The organism is Arthrobacter sp. LjRoot78 (assembly GCF_964254335.1).
Taxonomy (GTDB): Bacteria; Actinomycetota; Actinomycetes; order Actinomycetales; family Micrococcaceae; genus Arthrobacter.
On sequence record NZ_CAXUTG020000001.1, the window covers coordinates 1,210,805 to 1,232,290 of the forward strand.

Genomic DNA, 21,486 nt, shown 5'->3' on the forward strand with positions numbered 1-21,486 from the left:
TGAAGGCTACTGCGAAGTGCCGGCTGCTGCAGCTAGCGCTGGACGTGCTTGCCGAACGGAGGCTCGGTGGCCATATCCGGATCCGTGTTCACGGGCTGCTCCGTGGGCACGGCGTCATAGCCCACTTCCTCCTCGAGGGGAACGGCGGTCGCGGCGTCGAGCGGAATTTCCGCCGTCGTGCCGGCTGCTGTTGCCGCGCCGGCTCCGCTGACGGCGCCTTCGCTGACGCGCTCCCGCCATGCGCCGGTCTCCACTTCGCGTTCCTCGATGAACTTCTTGAAGCGTTTAAGGTCCGAGGCCACCTGGCGGGAATCAAGGCCCACCGCCGCCCCCACCTTTTCGACCGCGGAGTCGGGCTCCCAGGCGAGTTCCACGCTGACCTTGGTTTCAGTCGGGTTGAGTGCTTCGAACCATACTGTTCCGGCGTTGCGGGGCTCGTCGATGCTCTCCCACGTGACGCGCTGGTCCGGCTGCTGGACGGTGATCCGGGCGTCGTATTCCCTCTTGACGCCACCGATGCTGGTCTGGAAGTGCACTGTGGTGTCGTCGAGCTGCCGCACGTCTTCCACGCCGCTCATGAAGTGCGGGAAGTCCTCGAACTGGGTCCACTGGTTGTAGGCCTGGCTCAGCGGGACGCTTACGTTGATGGATTCCTGGACAGTTGCCATGCGTACATCACTCCTTCAGCTGGCGGGCCGGTGGCCCGTGGTTCTGATCTCGTTGCGGGCTTCGTGGGCACGCTTAACAAACCTAGCGACATTCGCGGCAAATAGTAAGTTTACTGATGAAAAAATGCGGTACGGCTACCCGGGAGCGGAGGCCGACGGCGGGATCCCCGGTCGGCGGATCCACCTTACCGAACGCTCCAGGTGGTTCCGGCCGCCGTCACCGGCGTCAGCGTCCTGAGGCGCCTTTGCCCTTTTCCCCTTTTCCTGGGACTACTTGAGCGGGTGCAGGTGCGGGGGCGGGGACTTCGGCAGCGGGAGCAGGGGCTGCTTTCGCTGCTTCTGCCGCCGCCGCATCGGCTGCTGCCTTGGCAGCTGCTGCCGCGTCGGCCTGGGCCTTCGCTGCGGCCTGCGCAGTAGTGAGGTCCGCCCGCACGGCCTCGATGGCCTTCATGATGCTCTGATGGCGTTTGAACGACACGCTTCCCTCGGCCGCTGAAGCGTCAAGCTGCACCACGAGTTCGTCGAGCGACTTGAGGGCGCCGGATGTGTCGTTGCCGGCCGCGGACTGTGAAACCGTTAGCACCTTTGCCTGCAGTGTCTGAGCGGCATCAGGTTCCAGATCGGGCGCTGTGGAACTGCAGCCGGCGAGGGCGGCCGAAAGCAGGCCGGCCGCGATTAGCGTCCGCCAGCGGCGGGGCGGCACTATGCGAAGGCGGTTGTCTGCACACGACGTCATGGTTCCACGCTCTTCTGTAGTTGCTCCAGATGTTGTCCCAGCGTGCCGGTAACCGCCGGGTACTGAACAGGCTCCGGCGCGTTGGGCGTGTTGACCATCAGAAGAATCAGGGCGCCCACAACGAAGAGGGCGAACGCGGCCAACGCAGCAGCTAGCTTGCGGCGGCCCGCGGCGCGGATACGGGCGCGGGGCGGGCCACCGCGGCTGGCCGCCAACTGGGCCGTTGTGCGGGCGCCGGTCCCCGATTCCATTTCCTTCGTGCTGTCCGGGAGCACGAGGGGCGGCCGCGACGGCGGTGCCGGCAGAATGCGCGTCGGTTCCTCGGACACGGTGCCGGGCACTGACTCCGGGGAGACCAGGGCCTGCCGAAGGGCGGTCTCGAGATCAGCTGCCGTCGGACGGTCCATGGGGTCTAGTGCTGTCATGGATGTGATCAGGGTGGCCCACTCGGCCGGAACATCGCCGGGGATTTCCGGGGCCCGGTGTAGGCGCGCCACCGCAGATTCAATTGCGCTGCCTGGGTACTCCACGGCTCCCTTGATGCACTCCAGCAACACGAGGCCAAGGGAGTAGATGTCGCTGGCGGGACCAAGATCGGCGCCCCGTGCCTGTTCCGGGCTCAGGTAAGCAGCCGTTCCCACCATGGTCCCGGTGGCGGTCAGGCGGGTGCCGTCGACGATCCTGGCAATGCCGAAATCGGTCAGTTTGGGGCGCAGGGGCTCTCCGGGGCGGACCTGTACCAGGAGGATGTTGGCTGGTTTGATGTCACGGTGGATGATGCCCAGGTTGTGGACGTACGCCAGGGCATCGGCCACGCCGGCTCCGATCACTGCCAGTTCATCCAGTGGGACGGGGCTGTGACGGATCCTGCTGCGGAGGTCCTGCCCCTCAACGAGTTCCATCGTGAGGAACGGGCGGGGCTCTTCAGGCACGCGCGAGTCGATTCCGGCGTCGAACAGCGTCACGAGGCTGGGGTGGTTCAGGGTGGCGAGCAGCTGAATCTCGGCTTCCTGACGCTTCAGCTCGTCCGCGTCAGCCGATTGCGGGGCAAAGAGCTTCAATGCCACGTCGCGGCCAAGGTTCTCGTCCCTGGCCGTGTACACCGAGGCCATGCCGCCGCGTCCGATGACCTCGCCGAGGCGGTATCGGCCGGCCAGGACCTCCGCCGTTTGACTGGGCGAACTCTCCACGATGTCCCCATCCTTTTCAGCGTTCCCTCGGAACGCGCTCTAGAGAATGATACGGGGACGGGTATGTATTTTCATAAGGGTACTTGGTAGTTGGGCCTCCTCGGGGGAAATGGCCGTGCCCGGAGGGCTGACCCGGAGAGCCCTGAGCGGCTTTCCGGGCCAGTCCCGTCCGTGGCCCAGCTGGCTTGGCGGGCAGGGCGACGGCGATGCCGGCACCCGCCCGCCGGCAGCTTAGGCCTTCCTCCGCCGGGCCAGCACCAGCATGATGATCATGCCGCCGGCGAGGAGGAGAAGGGCAGCGATTGCCAGCTCAAGGTTGGCTCCCGTGTTGGCCAGCATCGGTGAATTGGAAGCTGCCGTGACCTTGGCACCCGTGCCGGTCGGCGTTTGAGCCGACGGATTCATACCCGTTCCGGTAGCGGCACCGCCCGGGCTGTTGACGCTCGGGACGTTGCCGCCTGATTCGATGCCACTTGCTGGAGCACCCGGGATGGTGCCACCCGGGACGGTACCGCCGGGGATGGTGCCACCATTGGCAGGACTTCCGGTTGAAGGACCTCCGGTGGCTGGTCCGCCGATACCCAGATCTACGCCGAGGTCGATCCCAAGGTCAACGCCAAGGTCGCCTGAGCTGTCGGTGCCCGTGTCGGTTGATCCGCCAACACCGAGATCGACTCCCAGATCAACGGCGGTATCCGTGCCGTTGTTCGCGAGGAGACCGAGCCCCAGGTCGACGACGGCGTCAAGATCTGCTGTCGTATTGTCGGTTCCTGCAGTGCCGGTATTGGTGCCGAGATTGACGTCCAGAACCGCGGCGACGTCGGCGGTGGTGGTGTCAGAGCCTGCCGTCCCAATGGTGCCGTTGCCCACGTTGACGTCCGCGATTGCTCCGAGGTCAGCGGTGGTGGTGTCGGTTCCTGTGGTCCCTGAATCTGTGCCGACCCCGAGCCCCAGGTCGACGACGGCGTCAAGATCTGCTGTCGTATTGTCGGTTCCTGCAGTGCCGGTATTGGTGCCGAGATTGACGTCCAGAACCGCGGCGACGTCGGCGGCGGTGGTGTCAGAGCCTGCCGTCCCAATGGTGCCGTTGCCCACGTTGACGTCCGCGATTGCTCCGATGTCAGCGGTGGTGGTGTCGGTTCCTGTGGTCCCTGAACCTGTGCCGACCCCGAGCCCCAGGTCGACGACGGCGTCAAGATCTGCTGTCGTATTGTCGGTTCCTGCAGTGCCGGTAGTGGTGCCGAGGCCAAGGTCCACGACGGCGACGAGATCGGCAGTGCTGTTTTCCGGCGTTGGGTCACCCAGTAGGCCCAACGACGAGTTGGCGGCAACTGCCGCTGAGACCGTGGCGGTAGTGCCGGACATGAGACCGTCGGAACCGCTTGTTGTATCCGCTGCACTGGCAGCGGTGGAGCCGAGGGCTAGGAGCCCGCCGGCGAAGAGGGTGCTGAGCAGCCCTCTGCGGATATTTGCGTGCATGGTGATATCTCCTGAAAGTTGTTTGTCGGGCGCCCATGGCAGCCCGGATGGCCGTTTTCTGCGCAGGGCGCAGGGAAGGCCTAACTAGTCAGGAGATGAACCGGGGTCGAAAGACACCGGCGCAGGGGAATTCTGCAGGGGGCCGCTGACCGGGACTGCGTGACTCAGCGGAACGTCGATGTGAAAGTCAGAAAGCCAGGCCGCGCCGCCGGCACCGCCGCCTGCGGATTGGCTGCTTCCCGACCCGGAGCACGGAACAGCCGGCAGCGCAGCGGGGTCCGGGGTTCCGGGCTCCGGGTGCGGAGCTTCGAGGCTTCCGGCATGCGGAGCCGCTGGCGGCGTACCAGAACGATTTGAGGCATGCAGGACAGCTGATTTATCGACGTCGGTGACGGGCAGTTCGCGGGAACTTTCAGCGTCTGCGCGAACGTTCAGGACCAAAGATGGTGCGTCCTCGCCAGCGGATCCACCTTCCGAAGCGGAGAGGCCCGGAACAGTCGGAAACGCTGCTGCGGCACCATAATCCGGAAGCAAATCAACACCAGTCAGCAGGTCGCCAACCGGCTCCACGACGGGATCAAGCGCGGGAACGGCTTCGCCGGCCGCCGGCAATGCCTGTTGGGCTATTTCGACGACGATTCCGTCGGCCGCCTCGACAACCGGTGCCGTGGCGGCGCCGGTGGTGCTGGCCGGGACAATCTGGTTCACCAGCGGGACGGCTTCAATCAGCTGGTCAACGGTGCCGGTTGCAGAACCGGTGAGGGGCAGGAGGAAGGCGGTAAGTTCAGCCGCGCTTGGCTGGGCGGGAAGTACGGCACCGCCCGCATCAGCCGCGCCCGGAGCGATAGAAGGTGCCACAGCGACCAGGGTGCCCGCGACAGGGTTGACTGCGGCTTCGGTTGCTGAGGAGACAGAAGGGCTGACGTTCCCTAGTAATGAACCGGGATCTGATGCGACGTCAGCGCTGGCGCCGGCGGCTGACAGGGTCAGCCAAGCTGTGGCTGCTGCGCCGGCAAGGAGCAAAGGACGGAGCGCGCGCCATGACGAACGTTCCATGTGCACCACCCCCCGGCTCCCCGAAAAATCGACGATTGCCTACAGCCTAGGCACGACCTAGATCTGGAGTCCAGAGGTTCACGACAAATAATCCGGCGAATTGATTATTTCCCGCCCATTCAAATCGGGGTTAGTGGGCATCATTCGGGTAGCTCACGCCCAGCTGCGCACGGACCCCGTCGAACAGCCGCATGACATTCAGCGAATCCTCGAGCGGCATGACCGGGCTCTCCGTAAGCCCTTGCTGGATACATCTGGTGACCTCGCGGAGCTCGTAAGAATAACCGCGGCCCACAACGTCGAAGTGCTCTGTGCGCGGTTCCGCCATGCCGACCCTGACCAGGATTTCCCTGGGATTGTTGATGGACCCCATGGTGTGTAGATAGCCCAGGCTCCCCGCGACGGTGGCTGCGCGCGGACCGTAGGCCATCAGCGACGACGTCAGCTGGGCCTGCCCGCCGTGGTGGTACTCCAGGGTTAACGCATTCTGGGTGTCCACGCCGTCGTCGTTCACTGATCCCGTAGCGCTGACGGCCTGCGGGAAACCCAAGGTGCCCAGAGCCCACAGCAGGGGATACACCGTCAGGTCAAGGAGTGCCCCACCGCCGTCTTTGAGAGCCCACAGCCGTGCGCTGGGGGAGTAGACCGCCGGGAAGCCGAGATCCGCGGTGACCCACTGGACTGTCCCGAGTTCCCCGGACGCCGCGATTTCGAAGGCCCGCTGCATGCTCGGCAGGAAACGGCTCCACATCGCTTCCATCATGAAGAGATTCTTGGAACGCGCGAGGTTCACAAGTTCCGCGGCTTCCCGCGCGTTGATGGTCAGCGCCTTTTCGCACAGCACATGCTTGCCCGCCTGGAGGGCCGCCAGCGCAACTTCGTAGTGCTGGGCGTGCGGAGTGGCCACATAGACGACGTCCACGCCGTCGTCGGCGAGGAGCCGCCGGTAACCCGGCCCGCCGTCGTCGTCCCCGTACGCCCTGGCAAAACCGTACTCTGCCGCGAAAGCATCAGCCGTCTTTTGGCTTCTCGAGCTGACCGCATACAGCTCCGCATCAGCGAGAAGGGCAAGGTCCTGCACCATCGACCGGGCGATACTGCCTGTCGCCACTATTCCCCACCGCAGCGGACGTCCGGTGGAAGAACGGGGATCCTGGTCGGACTGGCTGAATAGCCACGGCTTCGCGATGGGGGCACTCATTGTGCCATCCTCTCACCCGACTGCGGGAGCGGTAGGGAATTACCCGCAGGAAGTGACGGAGGATCCGAATTTTTCGCGCGAAAAGTGAGAGAGCGTCAGATTAAAGGCGGCAGGAGCTGAGAGAGCGTTTGGGAATCGCCCTGCTCAGCTCCCGCTTGCGCCCCGGGTCCGCTACACCGCTTACGCCGTAGCGGCCGATGCCACCCTGGTGCGGGCGGGCTCTTCGGTGAGGCGGCCCTGCTGGAGCCGGAAGCGGCGGTCCGTCTTGTTGGCGAGCTGGCGGTCGTGCGTGACCACCAGGATGGTGGTGTTGTGGTCGCGGCTCAGCGAGCTGAGGAGCTCGATGATGTGTTCGCCGGTCTGCTCGTCCAGGTTGCCCGTGGGCTCGTCGGCGAGGATGAGCTTGGGCTCATTGGCCAGTGCCCGGGCAATCGCCACGCGCTGCTGCTCGCCGCCGGATAAACGGTTGATGCGGCGCACGTGCTTCTCCGGATCCAGCTGCACCTGCTCCAGCAGCTCCTTGGCCCGGGCCAGCCGCACAGCCTTGCGCACTCCGGCGAACTCCATGGGCAGCATGACGTTGTCCACGGCGGACAGGTTGGGGATGAGGTTGAACTGCTGGAACACGAAGCCGATGTCGCGGCGCCGGTACTCGGTCAGCTTGCCGTCCGGCATGCTGGCCAGGCTGACGCCGTTGACGACGACGTCTCCGCTGGTGGGTTTGTCCAGCGCACCCAGCAGGGACAACAGGGTGCTCTTGCCGCTGCCGCTCTTGCCCACGATGGACGCGAGCGTCCCCTGTTCGAGTTCGAAGCTGACGTCGTTCACGGGTTTGATGGTGCGGTCGCCGGACTTGAAGGTGCGGACGAGACTCTTGACTTCAATCATGGTTACTCTCCTCGGAGGACTTCGATGGGGCGGATGCGGGCGGTCAGGAGTGCAGGAACCAGGGCTCCGATAATGGCCACGCCGAACACCGCGGCGATACCGGCGGCGATCACGCCGGGGGAGGCGCTCGCGGTGACGGTGGTCAGCAGCTGCGACGCTCCGCCGAACGGACCGCCCTGGCCGCCTGGAAGACCGGCGCCACCGCCGGGGAACCCGGCCGCCCCGCCAGGCATGCCGCGTCCGGTGGTTGCCGCCGTCGTCGTACTGGTGTTGGAACTGATCAGCGCGGAGGCGATGCCGCCGCTGGCGAAGGAGGCGACGGCGGCGCCCACCACGCTGCCGAGCGCCACGAGAACCAGCGCCTCCAGGACAAACTGAAGCCCGATGGTGCGGTTGGGGGCGCCGATCGCCTTGAGCACACCGATTTCACGACGGCGCTCGCGGACCAGCATCACCATGATCAGCAGGATGATCAGGCCGGCCGTGCCCAGTGCCGCGACGAACGCGATGAACGAGATGTTCTTGACGCTGTCCAGCGAGCTGACGGCGGTTTCGAGGTTCTGGCCCCGGGTGACGTCGGCCTTGTCGGTGCCGAGCGCGGACTGCAGGGCGGTCTTGGTGGAATCGACGTTTTCCAGGGTGTCCACCGTGACGATCATGGTGGAGAGCTCGCCGGGCAGTTCGGCCAGCGTCTGGGCGGAGGGGAGGGTGACGTAGAGGGCGTTGTTGCCGAACGTGGTGCCGGCGTCGAACAGGCCGGCCACGGTGTAGGTCTGGTCGTTGATGGTGAATGTGGAACCGACCTTAAGGCCGTTCTTTTCCGCAAGGGTGGTGCCGAGGAGCGCGGTGGCCGATTCCGCGGTGTAGTCGCCCAGGCCGGTGCCTTCGGTGATCGCCAGGGCCTTGCCCGTGCTGTCCACCTCGGCGCCGACTCCGGTGGCCGTGATAGGCAGACTGCGCACCGGCTGGGCGGTTCCGGTTGATCCGCTGGTTCCCTCGCTGGCCTGGTTGCGGTTGCCGAGCGTTCCGGCGTCGATGGCGGCAGTGAGGCTGGTGGTCAGCGTGGTGGTGGACTGCCCTCCGGGTCCGCCCTGGCCGCCGCCGGGTCCGCCCGCCTGGGTACCGGAGGCTTGGGTTCCGGCGGCGGACTGTGCTGCCGCCTCGGTGGCGTTGCGCAGCCGCAGCGCCTTGGTGCCGACGACGCTGGTGACGTTGGGTACGGCGGCCGCGGTGGCGGCCTGCTCTGCCGTGAGCGGTTCGCCGCCGCCTTCGAAGCCCTGGCCACCGGCCGGATTGACGGTCAAAACGGTGCCCACGGATGCGTTCAGTTCAGCGACTTTGGCGGCAACCGCCTGGTTGGCCACCAGCATGGACAGGGCCAGGCCGATCGCCACGGCCAGCACTGCCACCACGGCCCCGGTCCGGACCTTGTTTCTGAAGGCATTGCCTATACTTCGGGCGAGGACGCTCACGGTACTCCTAGAATCTCTGGCCGGACGGAATGACCGGCTGCTGATCCAACAGTGGTGCGCGTGGCTGTGCAGAGAACGGGCCGAAGCTATGTTTGCGCTGTGAAGGCCGGCGCCCGGGGTACGCAAAAGCCCCGGCCCACCCTCTCGGGTGAGCCGGGGCTCGTCACTGCGGTTGGAGGCGCCTCAGCGCGGAACTACTTGGTGATCGGGCCGAGTACCGGATCGTCCACGTAGGCCGTCTTGACGTTCTCCTTGGTCACGATGACCGGATCCAGCAGGTACGCCGGAACGGTCTTGACCTTGTTGTTGTAGGACTTGTCATCGTTGATCTCAGGCGTCTTGCCGGCCTGGATGTCCTTGACCATCGTGATTGCGTGCTCAACGAGCTTGCGGGTGTCCTTGTTGATGGTGGAGTACTGCTCGCCGGCCATGATGGACTTGACGGACTCAACCTCGGAGTCCTGGCCGGTGATGATCGGAAGCGGCTTGCCGGCGGCCTTGACGGAGGTCAGGACTGCACGGGCCAGGGTGTCATTCGGGGACAGGACGCCGTCCAGGGACGCGGTGCCGTAGCTGCCGGTCAGCAGGGTGTCTGCGCGACGCTGGGCGTTCTCAGCCTTCCAGCCCTGGGTGACAGCCTGCTCGAACGAGGTCTGGCCGGAGACAACCTTGAGGGTGCCGTCGTCGATCTTCGGCTTGAGGACACTCATGGCGCCGTCGAAGAAGACCTTTGCGTTGGCGTCATCCGGGGAACCGGCGAAGAGCTCGATGTTGTACGGGCCGGAAGGCTTCTTGGCCTTCATGCCGTCCAGCAGCGCCTGGCCCTGGAGTTCGCCCACCTTGAAGTTGTCGTAGGCCACGTAGTAGTCCACGTTCTCCGTGTTCAGGAGCAGGCGGTCATAGGCGATGATGGTGGCGCCGGAGTCCTTGGCCTGCTTGAGCTGCGTGCCCAGCTGGGCGCCGTCGATGGCACCCACGATGATGACCTTTGCACCCTTGGTGACCATCGCGCTGATCTGGTTCTGCTGCTCGGAGACGCCGCCGTTGGCGAACTGCACATCGGCCTTGAACCCGGAACCGTTCAGGCCGTCGTTGAACAGCTTCTCGGCCAGCACCCAGTTTTCACTGGTCTTCTGGGGTAGGGCGACGCCGATCGAGGAGTTCTTGGGGAATGCCTCGCCGCCGCTGCTGCCACCTGTGGTGCCGGTCTCGGCGCGGCCGCAGGCAGTCAGCGCCAGTGCCGCAATAGCAGCGATTGCTGCTGCCTTTCCTGCTTTACCAATCATTTGCATTGCTTGGTTCACTTTCTATAGATGGTGTGCGGAGAATCGTGGGGAAGCGCTCAGGCTTCCTTGCGGATGGCGTCCTTCGTGGATGTCGTCTCATCCGGCTGGAGCTCGCTGCTGCTGCGGCCGAAGTTCTTCATCATCATGCCGATGATTGATTTCTTGCCCTGGGTCTTGTTGTAGACGTCGAAGGCGACGGCGATCAGGAGCACGAGGCCCTTGATGATCTGGGTGAGGTCGGCACCGACGCCCAGGAGCTGCAGGCCGTTGTTCAAAACGGCCATCACCAGGCCACCGACGATGGAGCCGATCACGGTGCCCACGCCGCCGGTCACGGCAGCGCCGCCGATGAAGACGGCTGCGATGGCGTCCAGTTCCCAGCCGACGCCGTCGAACGGACCGGACGCGGTGGAGCGGCCGACGAAGATCATGCCGGCCAGGCCGGCGAGGATGGACATGTTCATCATGACCAGGAAGTTGACCTTCTTGGACTGCACGCCGGACAGCTCGGCTGCGTGCCGGTTGCCGCCAACGGCGTAGATGTGGCGGCCGACGATGGTCTTGGAGGAAATGAACCCGTAGATGAGGACCAGGACGGCCAGGATCAGGCCCGGGATCGGGAAGGACGTTCCCGGACGGCCGGTGGCGAACAGGTACGTGGCGTACAGGATGGCACCGCAGATCAGGACGAGCTTGAGGATCATTACCCAGGCCTCGGGGACTTCAGCGCCGAGGGCAATGGCCCGGCGGCGTGAACGGACTTCGCTGAAGATGACGAAGGCAACGGCCAGCAGGCCCAGCAGCAGGGTGAGGTTGTTGTATCCCGTGGACGGCCCCACCTCGGGGAGGTATCCGGAGCCAAGGTACTGGAAGTCGTTGGGGACCGGGATGGTGTTGGACTTGCCGACGAACTGGTTGAAGCCGCGGAAGAGCAGCATGCCGGCCAGGGTCACGATGAAGGCGGGGATGCCCACATAGGCGGTCCAGAACCCTTGCCAGGCCCCGATCAGAGCCCCGAGGGCCAGGCCGAGCAGTACACCGGCGTACCAGGGGATGCCCCAGTCACGGATGGCCAGGGCCACGGTAACGCCGACAAAAGCTGCCACCGAGCCCACGGAGAGGTCGATGTGGCCGGCGATGATGACCAGCACCATGCCGATGGCCAGGATCAGAATGTAGGAGTTGCCGTTGAAGAGGTTGATGACGTTGCCCGGGGTGAGCGTGCGGCCCTCGGTGAAAATCTGGAAAAAGACGATCAGTGCAACCAGGGCGAAGATCATGCCGAATTGGCGGGTATTGCCGCCAAATAACTTCTTGAGCGCGTTCATTGTTTCGGTCCTTGTGTCTGGAAGGTTCTGGAGGTATCCAGAAGGTCAGGCGGCGGTCTTGCGGGCGGATGTCATGAGCTTCATCAGGCTTTCCTGGCTGGCTTCATCCTTGTTCAGGACACCGGTGATGGCGCCTTCGAAGATGGTGTAGATGCGGTCCGAGAGTCCCAGCAGCTCAGGCAGTTCGGAGGAGATCACGATGACTCCCTTGCCCTGGTTGGCCAGCTGCTGGATGATGCCGTAGATCTCGTACTTGGCGCCCACGTCGATGCCGCGGGTGGGCTCGTCGAGGATCAGCAGGTCCGGATCGGTGAACATCCACTTGGCGAGCACCACCTTCTGCTGGTTGCCGCCCGAGAGTTTGGCGACGCCTTCTTCCACTGAGGGCGTCTTGGTGCGCAGGGACTTGCGGTACTGCTCCGCAACTGTGAATTCCTTGTTGGGGTCCACGATGTTGTGCTTGCTGATTTTCTTCAGGTTCGCCGCGACGGTGGTGGTCTTGATGTCATCGAGGAGGTTCAGTCCCAGGGACTTGCGGTCCTCGGTGACGTAGCCCAGCCCGGCGTCAATCGCGTGGCGGACGGAGCGGAGGGTGATCTCCTTGCCGTCCTTGTAGATGTGGCCGGAGATGAACCGTCCGTAGGAGCGGCCGAACACGGAACGGGCAAGCTCGGTGCGGCCGGCGCCCATGAGCCCGGCAAAACCGACAATCTCGCCGCGGCGCACGAAGAAGTTGGAGTTCTTGCAGACCAGGCGGTCCTGGATCTGCGGGTGGCCCACGTTCCAGTCCTTGACCTCGAAGAACACCTCGCCGATTTTCGGTTCGTGGTCCGGGAAGCGTGACTCCAGCGTGCGGCCCACCATGCCCTTGATGATGCGGTCCTCATCCACGCCGTCGGCCTTCACGTCGAGGGTCTCGATGGACTTGCCGTCACGGATGATGGTGATGGAGTCCGCGATCTGTTCGATCTCGTTCAGCTTGTGCGAAATGATGATGGACGTGATGCCGCGGCCCTTGAGCCCCAGCATGAGGTCCAGCAGGTGCTGGGAGTCGGATTCGTTCAGGGCTGCCGTGGGCTCGTCGAGGATCAGGAGCTTTACTGATTTGCTCAGCGCCTTGGCGATTTCGACGAGCTGCTGCTTGCCGACGCCGATTTCCTTGATGGCGGTATCGGGATCCTCCCGCAGACCCACCCGGGCGAGCAGTTCAGTGGACCGCGTCCGGGCCTCGGCCCAGTCGATGATGCCGCGTTTGGTGGGCTCGTTGCCCAGGAAGATGTTCTCCATGATGGAGAGCTCCGGGATGAGCGCGAGTTCCTGGTGGATGATCACGATGCCGGCATGCTCGCTGGCCCGGATGTCCTTGAACTGCTGGACTTCGTTCTGGTAGACGATGTCGCCGTCGTAGGTGCCGAACGGATACACACCGGACAGGACTTTCATAAGGGTGGACTTGCCGGCGCCGTTCTCGCCGCAGATGGCGTGGATCTCGCCGGCCTTCACCCGCAGGCTCACCTCGGACAAAGCTTTAACGCCGGGGAATTCCTTGGTGATGGAGCGCATCTCGAGAAGAATCGGATCGCTTTGCGTGGTCTGGGACGTCATTTGCCCTTACGCCTCCAATGCATGACTTCGTTGTCCGCCCTGCAAACCGCAGGGCCGTCTGATGAAAAAGTAAACTTGATCACAGCCGTTGTCGTCAAGTCTTTAACGCAACAGCCAGATAACGAATAGGTTAGGAGCGGCGGATTCCCGCATGCTGGAAAACGAGGGCGGCCGCCCCGAGGGCCTCCGCCCGGTCGCCGAGTGAGGACATTGTCAGGGTTGTGGTCTCGCCGATGACGGGCACTGCGTGGCGCACCAGGCCCCGCCGGATGGGGTCCAGGAGCAGGTCTCCCAGCCCCGCCAGGGGACCGCCCATCACAATGACTTCGGGGTTGATGAGGTTGGCCACGTTGCCCAGGGCCCGGCCTACGGCCAGGCCGGCGTCGTCGATGACACGCAGTGTCGCGGAGTCCCGCTCCAGGGCCTTGCGGACGATGTCCTCCGCGCTGAGCGGTTTCTCCTCGCCGCGGCTGAGGAGCTCGATCATGGTGGTTGTGGAAGCAATGGTTTCCAAGCACCCCCGGTTCCCGCAGCGGCAGATGAGGCCGTGCTCGTGGATAGTGGCGTGGCCGATCTCGCCGGTGATGCCCACGTTGCCGTAGTACGGGGCGCCGTTGAGGATCAGCCCGGCGCCAATGCCCGAGCCGATCTTCATGAACATCAGGTTGCTGATGCCGCTGTGGGGTCCCCACGTGACCTCTGCCAGGGCGCCTAGGTTGGCGTCGTTGTCAATGAACACGGGGAAATTCAGGGTCTCTTCAAGGTAGTGCAGGATGTTGATGCCCACCCACTCGGGAAGGATGGCCCCCTGCGCCACGGTGCCCGTCCGACGGTCGATGGGGCCCGGGATTCCGACGCCGGCGCCCACTATGGCGCTGCGTTCCACGCCGCTTTCCGCCAGCAGTTTGGCAAGGAGTTCGACGGCGGCCCGGATGCCTTCGTCGGCGTGATGGCCTAATGGCAGCAGCACGGATTCCTCGGCGATGATGTGGTAACTCAGGGTTGCGAGGACCACCCTGAGGTGCCGCCGTCCGAAGTCGATTCCCACGGCGACCGCACCGTTGCTGTTGAGCCGGACGTTCAGTGCACGCCGGCCGGAACTGGTGATCGGCTCCGTGGACGCCAGTCCGGCGTCCTGCATGATCTTGACGATGTTGGAGACCGTGGCGGTGGACAAGCCGGTCTGCCGAGCGAGTTCAGCCTGGGTTGATGGACCGTTCAGGAGGCACTCGATGATCCGTTGCTGGTTCAGGTGCCTCAGGGCGGACTGTGAACCAGGGTTCTTGGTTCGGCTCCTCGTTGAGCGCGGTGATGAGGGCATGCAATGAAGCGTGCACCATCTGCACCGTTGTAGTCAAGAAGTTAACGCAAGGCATCATTGCAGGACCCTTGCCGCACGCACGGACGTTCCGCACTGCGGGCCCCGGTTTCCGGGCGGAAATGCACCTACGGCACAGTCTGCACCCTCGCTAGGCTGGTAGGAAGAGGCTGCAAGAAGAGGCGGCCCGCGTTTCCCGCGGGCATCCCGGAGACTATAGAGGTGGTAACGGTGCTGCTGGCACTCCTGCAGGCGAACGCCGCTGTACTTGATGTGGAAACCAACTGCGGGGCAATTGACGACGCCGCCCGCTCGGCCGCGTCCGCCGGGGCGGGGGTGCTGCTCACCCCGGAGCTGTTTCCCGTGGGGTATGCGCCCCTCCGGGTCCGGTCCGGACTGGATCCCGCAAGCCTTCCGGCCATCCGCCGGACGCTCGCCGGCATCGCGCGGAAGAACCGCATCGCCCTGGTGTACAGCCTGCCCGCCCTCACCTCGGACGGCCGGTGGCAGATCACCTCCACGCTGGTGGACCGAGAAGGGGCCGAGGTGCTGAACTACGCCAAGGTCCACTTGTTTGGCGAGGAGGAGCGCACGGCGTTCAGCCCGGCCGCCGAACCTCCCGCCGTCGTGGACTTCCAAGGCATCAAAACGTCCATGGTGATCTGCTACGACGTCGAGTTTCCCGAAGCCGTTCGTGCCGCCGCGGTCCGCGGCGCAGAACTGCTCCTGGTTCCCACGGCCCTGTCCCGGGGATTCGACTCCGTCCCGCAGGTCCTGCTGCGCGCAAGGGCTCTGGAGAGCCAGCTGACCGTGGCCTATGCCAACCACTCGGGGGAGGAAGACGGCTGTGAGTTCCTGGGCGGCAGCGTCATCGCCGGTCCCGACGGCTCCCTGCTGGCCGCTGCAGGACCGGCGCCGGAACTGCTGTACGCCGAGGTGTCCGCCGTCAGCGCCCGCAACGCGCGGGAAGCCGTGCCGTACCTCAGGGAGCGCCGGCCGGAGCTTTACTCGGACTGGGAGGGCGCGGCTTCCGTTGCCGGCGGAGATTCGTCCACGTACTGAAGGGCGAACCAGAGCTCCGCGCGGACCTGGGCCTGGTTGAGGTCGGTCTCCAGAAGCTCGGCCACGGCGTTGATCTGCCGGCGGACGCTGTTCCGGTGCAAGCCCAGGGCTTTCGCCGTGGCGTCCCAGCTCCCGTTCTCTCCGAGCCACGTCCGCAGCACCGCCAGCTGGGCGGCGCGCCGCTCGGGATCCTCCTGGCCAAGAACCGGCTCCAGCAGGCGTGCCGCCAGCATGGTCCCGGCCTCGCGGCCAAGCAGTCCGGCCACGGACCAGGTCACCTCGTCCACCCGGGCGCTCCTGCCGGTTGCCTGAACCCGGGCGCGCAGCGACGTCACCCGCCGGTACGCGGACGCCAAGGCCTGGAACTCGGTGGCATCCCCGATCACCAGGCGCCAGCCGAGTTCCTCCGCCTCTGCCAGCAGGGCCTCGTCGACCTTGAGGCGGGTGATGGCGGCAAAACCGTAGTCAGTGATCTCCACCAGCTTGGTGTCGAACATGCGGCGCCACTGCAGGAGTTCCCGGACGGGGCTGTCGCCAGCAGGACCGCCGGGTTCCGCCTTCACACCCTGGACAACCCGCAGCTGCGCCGAGCGCGTGGAGGAAATGCTCTGCGCCAGGAGGTCTTTGAGTCCGTTGATGTGCTTCGTGCCGCCGGAGGCCACGCTGTCCGGATGGAGCAACAGCGCGGTCGCGAGCTGGCTGGGTGCCAGCGAGCCGCTGGTTCGCTGCCGCACCAGCAGTTCCAAGAGTCCCACCACCGAGGACACCACGCTGTTCTGGGCTGGCGTGAGCGGTCCGCCGGAGCCCAGGATCAGCGCGCCGAGGTTGGCATCCCGGGTGCTGCGGAGCGGGTGGCCGAACACCGTGGACGGCCTCGGTTCCTCGAGGGACTCCATCTCAACCCGGGGGCCGCTGCCACCCAGTAGCCGTTTCAGCAGCGGCTGCAAAGCCGAGAGTTCGACGGCGGCGGGCGGGGCCTGGTTGCCGGCCGGGCCGGCAGCGCCAGTTCCGCTGCTGTTGCCGCTTCTGCCGTCGGCCGCAGCCCGGGCGCGGATCCTGCCGTCGGCCCCGACGAGCAGCGCCCAGACCGGAACCCGCTGCACCAACGCCGCCAGGAGCTCGTGCTCCGGCCTGGCCGACAGGACCGCCCGCATCAGCTGCCGGTTGGTGTCCGCCAGTTGCCGGAACACCCTGGCGTTGTCCGACTCCAGCAGCTGCGAGAACGCCAGTCCGATCGCCGCAAACGGAACAGTCCTGGGAAACTCCACCAGGGTCAGGTTGTGGCGACGGCATGCCGCCAGCACGGTCCCGGGCACGGCGTCGAAGTACGGTTCCAGTCCGAACCCCAGGGCCCCCACCCCGGCGCCGACCAGCCGCTCCACATAGGCGTCCACCTTTCCCTCGCGGCCGCCCTCGCCGAGGAACGGCAACCCGGCGGTGAGGATAAACTCGCCGTCGAGAAGGTAGGGCGTCGGATCCTCCAGTTCGCTCGGCTCCACCCAGCGGAGCATCCCGGCACCGTTGCCGCCGTCGTGGAGTATCCTCAGCTCCGGCGGCAGCTTCTGCAGGAACTGCTCCAGCGTGACGAAGCCGAGCCGCTCGACGGCTGCCTCAGGCGCCAACGGGAGCACCGGCTTCCTGGTAGTCCGGGCACTCGTAGGCGCGCGGCAGGCGCGGGGCAATCCGGTTGATGATCTCGTCACCGTGGCTGCCGATCGCCGCGCCCCAGTCATCGGCGCTCGCGGCCCCGGTGCGCGGATCGCCAAATAGCACAGCTGTGTCACCAACGGCCACGCCCAGGGAATCCGGGCCCAGGTCCACCATGAACTGGTCCATGCAGACCTTGCCGATCACCGGAACCCGGCGGCCCCCGACGAGGATCAGGCTGCGGCCCGTGATGCCCTTGGGGATCCCGTCCGCATAGCCCAGCGGGATCAGCCCCAGATACCGCGGCTCGTGCGTGATGGCCTGGTGCTCGTAGCTCACGCCGGTCCCGGCTGGCACTTTCTTCACCAGCACCACCGGGGCCGTGACCGTCAGTGCGGGGCGCAGGCCGAAGTCGGCCGGAGCCAGGTGGTCGGCCGGAGCCAGCCCGTAGAACGCCAGGCCGGCCCGCACCATGTCGAAGGCGAATTCCGGCCGGTCAAGGATGTTGGCCGAACTCGAGACGTGCCGGAGAGCCGGTTCCAGGCCCGCCGCCCTGGCCGCACGGACGGCTTCTTCGAAAGCCTCCACCGCCGCCAGGTTGGCCGGGTGTGCCGGAACGTCGGCCCAGGCCAGATGCGTCCAGACGCCGCGCACGCAGAGCGTGCCGTCACGCTCTGCGGCCCGGGCAGCGGTGACGAGTTCCGCCCAGTCCTCCGCCCGCGCCCCGCCGCGACTCAGCCCCGTGTCCAGTTCAAGATGGACGACGGCGGGACGGCCCAGCTGGCGGGCGATGCCGGCCACGACGTCGAGCTGGGCGACGCTGCCCAGCGACACGTCGACGTCGTACGCCAGCGCTTCCCGGATCGTCTCGCTGGAGGCGGATGCGAGGTACAGCCAGGACAGTACCGGAGCGGTGATGCCCGCGCGGCGCAGGGCAATCGCCTCATGAAGCTGCGCCGTTCCCAGCCAGTCCGCCCCGGCCGACAGCGCCGTCCGGGCGACGTCAACGAGTCCGTGGCCGTAGGCGTTGCCCTTCACCACCGCCATGAAGTGGGGTGCCGCGGAGCGCTGGCGGAGAGTGCGGATGTTGTCTGCGATGGCCGAAAGGTCAACGCTGACCTGTCCGGTGAGCGCCGCGTTCCGCGTGCCCTCTGTGTGTGCATTAAGTCTCATGCCAGAAGACTATAGGTCATTTTGCACAACGATGAGAGGTGGCTCACAAACCTAAGCTGTACCAGGGGAAAGCCGCTAACTACTCACGAACGGACGTCAATGATGACTGTGCCTACACTCACCGGCCGGCCGCCGGCAGCTGCCCGCCGTCCGGGCCTGGCTGCACAACTGCTGCGCCGCAAGCCGATCGACCAAATGGTCAGCGAGGCCGACAACGGCCATGGCGGCACCAAGCTGGTCCGCAGCTTTGGAGTTCTGCAGCTGACCATGATCAGCGTCGGGGCCACGCTGGGAACCGGCATCCTGGTCATCCTCGGCGAATCCGTGCCGCTGGCCGGCCCCGCCATCTGGATTTCGTTCGCCATCGCCGGGCTTGCCGCCCTGCTCTCGGCCGTGTCCTACGCCGAAATGGCCGGTCTGGTCCCGGTGGCAGGCTCCAGTTACTCCTACACCTACGCCACGATGGGCGAAGGCATGGCGTGGATCTGCGGCTGGTGCCTCGTGCTGGAGTACGCGGTGTCAGTGGCCGCCGTGGCCGTCGGTGCAGGCCAGTACGTGAACGCGACCCTCGCGGTGTTCGGGCAGGTCCTGCCGGATGCCGTCTCGCAGCCGCCCGGTGACGGCGGCATCATGAACATCCCGGCCATGGTCATCGTGGTCCTCGCGACGATCCTGCTGGTTCGCGGGGCCAGGGAGAGCGCCTGGATCAACACCGCGATCGTGGTGATCAAGGTAGCCATCCTCCTCTTCTTCTGCGCCGTCGCATTCACGGCCTTCAACGCCGGCAACTTCGAGCCGCTGCTGCCGATGGGCGCGGCAGGCGTCTCGGCCGCCGCCTCGACGGTCTTCTTTTCCTACATCGGCTTCGACGCCGCCTCCACGGCCGGCGAGGAAGCGCGCAATCCCAAACGGGACCTGCCGCGCGCCATCATGCTTTCCATGGTGATCGTCACCACCATCTATGTCCTTGTGGCTGTCGCCGCCATCGGCGCCCGTCCCTGGGGCTGGTTCGACGGCACCGAGGCCGCCCTGGTGAAAATCCTTGAGGAAACCACAGGCCAGCCGTGGATCGCCCTGGTCTTCGCCGTCGGCGCCGTGCTGGCCATCGCCAGCATCGTCCTGACCGTCCTCTACGGCCAGACCCGCATCCTGCTCTCCATGTCCCGCGACGGCCTCATCCCCAGGATCTTCGGCCGCGTCTCCTCCCGCACCGGCACCCCGGTTGCCGGGACCGTGATCGTGGGCGTCCTCGTGGCCCTCACGGCCGGGCTGGTTCCGCTCGGTGACCTGGCGGACGCCACCAGCATCGGCACCCTGTTCGCCTTTGCCCTGGTCAACGTGGCCGTCATCTACCTGCGCCGCAACCGGCCCGAACTCAAGCGCACCTTCCGCGTGCCGCTGTTCCCGCTGACCCCCATCCTCGGCGCGCTTATGTGTGCGTACCTTATGGCCAACCTCGGCGCCGACACCTGGGCCGTGTTCGGCATCTGGATGCTGGTGGGCCTCGCAGCCTACTTCGGCTACGGCCGGAAGCACTCCAGGGTGGCGGCGCTGGGCCACGAGGAATACCGTGAACTGAGCGGGCGCGAATCTTCACCACTGTCCACCCCCGAACCGACGAAGGCAGACCTTTCATGACCATCGCCACCGAACTGCCGGCCAACAACCCCGCTACGGCCCCGGGCCCCGAAGCCGCCACCGCCGCGGGCCGGGCTGCCGACGCCCCCATCACCATGCTGAACCCGGACTTCCCGTTCAGCTACGACCACTACCTCGCGCACCCGGACGGCCTCGGCTCGGTCCCGCCCGAGCTGTACGGCACCCAGGTGGCGGTGGTCGGCGCGGGACTGTCCGGCCTGGTCACGGCCTACGAACTGATGAAGCTGGGCCTCCGCCCGGTCATGTACGAGGCCGACCAGATCGGCGGCCGGCTGCGGACTGCCAGCTTCCCGTCAGCTCCCGGCGTGGTAGCGGACCTCGGCGGCATGCGGTTCCCGGTGTCCGGCAAAGCGTTCTACCACTACGTGGACCTGCTGGGCCTGCAGACCCAGGAGTTCCCCAACCCGCTGGCCCCGGTCACCTCCAGCACCGTGATTGAACTGGCCGGGCAGAAGCACTACGCGAGCACGCCGGCGGACCTGCCGCCGTTCTTCCGTGAAGTGGCGGACGCATGGAAAGCGGCAGTGAACGACGGCGCCCGGTTCAGTGAGATGCAGGACGCCATCCGGGCGCGGGACACGGCCCGGATCAAGGAGATCTGGAACGAACTCCTGCCGCTGATGGACGAACAGACGTTCTACGGCTTCATCGCGGCCAGCGAGTCCTTCAAGAAGGCCGGCTTCGCGCACCGCGAGGCATTCGGGCAGGTGGGGTTCGGCACCGGCGGCTGGGATACCGACTTCCCCAACTCGATCCTCGAAATCCTCCGCGTCGTCTACACCGACGCCGATGACCAGCACCGCCTCATTGCCGGGGGAGCGCAGCGGCTCCCCGAGGCGCTGTGGCAGCACGCGCCGTCGGGCATGGCCCACTGGCCGGAAGGAACGTCACTGGCGTCCCTGCATTCAGGCTCCCCGCGGGGCGCCGTGGACCGCATCAGCCGGGACGCCAACGGCGACCTGCGCCTGCGCGAACGCTGGGGCCGGGAGGCGAGCTATCCCGCCGTCGTCACCACGTGCCAGTCCTGGCTGCTGTCCACCCGGATCCACACCGAGGAAGCACTGTTTCCGGCGGAGCTGTGGACGGCGATCGAGCGCTCGCACTACATGCAGTCCTCCAAGACCTTCGTGATGGTGGACCGCCCGTTCTGGAAGGACACCGATCCCGCTACGGGCCGGGATGTCCTGTCCATGACCCTGACCGACCGGCTGAACCGCGCCACCTACCTGCTCGACGACGGTCCGGACAAGCCCGCCGTCATCCTGCTCTCTTACACGTGGAACGACGACGCGCTGAAGTGGCTGGCGCTCGACGCCGACCAGCGGGTGGAGCTCATGCTGCACTCCCTGGAGCAGATCTACCCGGGCGTGGACATCGCCAGCCACATCATCGGCCAGCCCATCACCGTCTCTTGGGAAGCGGACCCCAACTTCATGGGCGCCTTCAAGGCGAACCTGCCCGGGCACTACCGTTACCAGCAGCGGCTGTTCACGCACTTCAAGCAGGACAAGCTGCCGGAAGCCCAGCGCGGGATCTTCCTGGCCGGCGATGACGTGTCCTTCACCGCCGGTTGGGCCGAGGGCGCCGTCACCACCGGCCTCAACGCGGTGTGGGGCGTGGTGAACCACCTGGGCGGCCGGTCAGCCGCCGGGAACCCGGGACCGGGCGAGCTGCTGGACGCACTGGGACCGATCAGCCTGGACTAGCCCGGGCTGCTG

Annotated in this window: 17 protein-coding genes; 3 read left to right on the forward strand and 14 right to left on the reverse strand. The window is 66.0% G+C overall.

What is annotated here, in order from left to right; translation table 11 throughout:
• Window positions 1-32: 32 nt before the first annotated feature.
• From ACSQ1X_RS05710 to ACSQ1X_RS05765, 12 genes are all read right to left on the reverse strand, one after another.
• Window positions 33-668 carry an SRPBCC family protein gene (locus ACSQ1X_RS05710; protein WP_055804240.1) on the reverse strand — a complete coding sequence of 212 codons (636 nt, stop codon included), beginning with the start codon at window positions 666-668 and terminating at the stop codon, window positions 33-35.
• Between the two features lie 226 nt (window positions 669-894).
• Window positions 895-1,404, reverse strand: coding sequence for a mucin-associated surface protein (locus ACSQ1X_RS05715; RefSeq protein ID WP_436056985.1), 510 nt, complete (start codon window positions 1,402-1,404; stop codon window positions 895-897).
• Window positions 1,401-2,597 (reverse strand): serine/threonine-protein kinase, encoded by a 1,197-nt coding sequence (locus ACSQ1X_RS05720; RefSeq protein WP_436059269.1) that lies wholly within the window; start codon window positions 2,595-2,597, stop codon window positions 1,401-1,403. Before ACSQ1X_RS05720 ends, ACSQ1X_RS05715 begins: the two co-directional genes overlap by 4 nt.
• Before the next feature lie 228 nt (window positions 2,598-2,825).
• The gene (locus ACSQ1X_RS05725) at window positions 2,826-4,073 is read right to left on the reverse strand and encodes a hypothetical protein (RefSeq protein WP_436056986.1); all 1,248 of its coding nucleotides are present in this window, start codon (window positions 4,071-4,073) and stop codon (window positions 2,826-2,828) included.
• A gap of 84 nt (window positions 4,074-4,157) precedes the next feature.
• Window positions 4,158-5,129 (reverse strand): hypothetical protein, encoded by a 972-nt coding sequence (locus ACSQ1X_RS05730; protein WP_436056987.1) that lies wholly within the window; start codon window positions 5,127-5,129, stop codon window positions 4,158-4,160.
• A gap of 130 nt (window positions 5,130-5,259) precedes the next feature.
• Window positions 5,260-6,330, reverse strand: a complete 1,071-nt coding sequence (locus ACSQ1X_RS05735) for a Gfo/Idh/MocA family protein (RefSeq protein WP_436056988.1) — start codon at window positions 6,328-6,330, stop codon at window positions 5,260-5,262.
• A gap of 180 nt (window positions 6,331-6,510) precedes the next feature.
• Complete coding sequence (locus tag ACSQ1X_RS05740) at window positions 6,511-7,218, reverse strand: ABC transporter ATP-binding protein (RefSeq protein ID WP_436056989.1); 708 nt, start codon at window positions 7,216-7,218, stop codon at window positions 6,511-6,513.
• A gap of 2 nt (window positions 7,219-7,220) precedes the next feature.
• The gene (locus tag ACSQ1X_RS05745) at window positions 7,221-8,690 is read right to left on the reverse strand and encodes an ABC transporter permease (RefSeq protein ID WP_436056990.1); all 1,470 of its coding nucleotides are present in this window, start codon (window positions 8,688-8,690) and stop codon (window positions 7,221-7,223) included.
• A 194-nt stretch (window positions 8,691-8,884) separates the two neighbouring features.
• Window positions 8,885-9,982 (reverse strand): substrate-binding domain-containing protein, encoded by a 1,098-nt coding sequence (locus ACSQ1X_RS05750; RefSeq protein ID WP_055804214.1) that lies wholly within the window; start codon window positions 9,980-9,982, stop codon window positions 8,885-8,887.
• 50 nt (window positions 9,983-10,032) lie between these two features.
• Window positions 10,033-11,304 carry a multiple monosaccharide ABC transporter permease gene (mmsB, locus tag ACSQ1X_RS05755; protein WP_436056991.1) on the reverse strand — a complete coding sequence of 424 codons (1,272 nt, stop codon included), beginning with the start codon at window positions 11,302-11,304 and terminating at the stop codon, window positions 10,033-10,035.
• Between the two features lie 45 nt (window positions 11,305-11,349).
• Window positions 11,350-12,909 carry a multiple monosaccharide ABC transporter ATP-binding protein gene (gene mmsA, locus ACSQ1X_RS05760; protein ID WP_055804210.1) on the reverse strand — a complete coding sequence of 520 codons (1,560 nt, stop codon included), beginning with the start codon at window positions 12,907-12,909 and terminating at the stop codon, window positions 11,350-11,352.
• 130 nt (window positions 12,910-13,039) lie between these two features.
• Complete coding sequence (locus tag ACSQ1X_RS05765; protein WP_028270515.1) at window positions 13,040-14,230, reverse strand: ROK family transcriptional regulator; 1,191 nt, start codon at window positions 14,228-14,230, stop codon at window positions 13,040-13,042.
• A 228-nt stretch (window positions 14,231-14,458) separates the two neighbouring features.
• Between ACSQ1X_RS05765 and ACSQ1X_RS05770 the strand changes: the two genes are divergently transcribed.
• Window positions 14,459-15,289 carry a nitrilase-related carbon-nitrogen hydrolase gene (locus tag ACSQ1X_RS05770; RefSeq protein ID WP_436059270.1) on the forward strand — a complete coding sequence of 277 codons (831 nt, stop codon included), beginning with the start codon at window positions 14,459-14,461 and terminating at the stop codon, window positions 15,287-15,289.
• Here the strand turns inward: ACSQ1X_RS05770 and ACSQ1X_RS05775 are convergent.
• Entirely contained in the window at window positions 15,232-16,911 is a 1,680-nt protein-coding gene (locus ACSQ1X_RS05775; RefSeq protein ID WP_436059271.1) for a PucR family transcriptional regulator, read from the reverse strand. The two genes, ACSQ1X_RS05770 and ACSQ1X_RS05775, sit on opposite strands and share 58 nt — an antisense overlap.
• A complete protein-coding gene (alr, locus tag ACSQ1X_RS05780; protein ID WP_436056992.1) occupies window positions 16,901-18,109 on the reverse strand; it encodes an alanine racemase in 1,209 nt (402 codons plus the stop codon). Before alr ends, ACSQ1X_RS05775 begins: the two co-directional genes overlap by 11 nt.
• 102 nt (window positions 18,110-18,211) lie before the next feature.
• On the opposite strand from alr, the gene ACSQ1X_RS05785 reads away from it, so the two are divergent.
• Window positions 18,212-19,747 carry an amino acid permease gene (locus ACSQ1X_RS05785; protein ID WP_436056993.1) on the forward strand — a complete coding sequence of 512 codons (1,536 nt, stop codon included), beginning with the start codon at window positions 18,212-18,214 and terminating at the stop codon, window positions 19,745-19,747.
• Window positions 19,744-21,474 (forward strand): flavin monoamine oxidase family protein, encoded by a 1,731-nt coding sequence (locus ACSQ1X_RS05790; protein ID WP_436056994.1) that lies wholly within the window; start codon window positions 19,744-19,746, stop codon window positions 21,472-21,474. The genes ACSQ1X_RS05785 and ACSQ1X_RS05790 overlap by 4 nt, the downstream gene beginning before the upstream one ends.
• Window positions 21,475-21,486: the final 12 nt, after the last annotated feature.

Bases quoted from the DNA above. Each gene is read 5' to 3' on its own strand.
- ACSQ1X_RS05710 (WP_055804240.1), bottom strand. From the start codon at position 668: ATGGCAACTGTCCAGGAATCCATCAACGTAAGCGTCCCGCTGAGCCAG.
- ACSQ1X_RS05715 (WP_436056985.1), bottom strand. From the start codon at position 1,404: ATGACGTCGTGTGCAGACAACCGCCTTCGCATAGTGCCGCCCCGCCGC.
- ACSQ1X_RS05725 (WP_436056986.1), bottom strand. From the start codon at position 4,073: ATGCACGCAAATATCCGCAGAGGGCTGCTCAGCACCCTCTTCGCCGGC.
- ACSQ1X_RS05730 (WP_436056987.1), bottom strand. From the start codon at position 5,129: ATGGAACGTTCGTCATGGCGCGCGCTCCGTCCTTTGCTCCTTGCCGGC.
- ACSQ1X_RS05735 (WP_436056988.1), bottom strand. From the start codon at position 6,330: ATGAGTGCCCCCATCGCGAAGCCGTGGCTATTCAGCCAGTCCGACCAG.
- ACSQ1X_RS05740 (WP_436056989.1), bottom strand. From the start codon at position 7,218: ATGATTGAAGTCAAGAGTCTCGTCCGCACCTTCAAGTCCGGCGACCGC.
- ACSQ1X_RS05750 (WP_055804214.1), bottom strand. From the start codon at position 9,982: ATGCAAATGATTGGTAAAGCAGGAAAGGCAGCAGCAATCGCTGCTATT.
- mmsB (WP_436056991.1), bottom strand. From the start codon at position 11,304: ATGAACGCGCTCAAGAAGTTATTTGGCGGCAATACCCGCCAATTCGGC.
- mmsA (WP_055804210.1), bottom strand. From the start codon at position 12,909: ATGACGTCCCAGACCACGCAAAGCGATCCGATTCTTCTCGAGATGCGC.
- ACSQ1X_RS05765 (WP_028270515.1), bottom strand. From the start codon at position 14,230: ATGCCCTCATCACCGCGCTCAACGAGGAGCCGAACCAAGAACCCTGGT.
- alr (WP_436056992.1), bottom strand. From the start codon at position 18,109: ATGAGACTTAATGCACACACAGAGGGCACGCGGAACGCGGCGCTCACC.
- ACSQ1X_RS05785 (WP_436056993.1), top strand. From the start codon at position 18,212: ATGACTGTGCCTACACTCACCGGCCGGCCGCCGGCAGCTGCCCGCCGT.
- ACSQ1X_RS05790 (WP_436056994.1), top strand. From the start codon at position 19,744: ATGACCATCGCCACCGAACTGCCGGCCAACAACCCCGCTACGGCCCCG.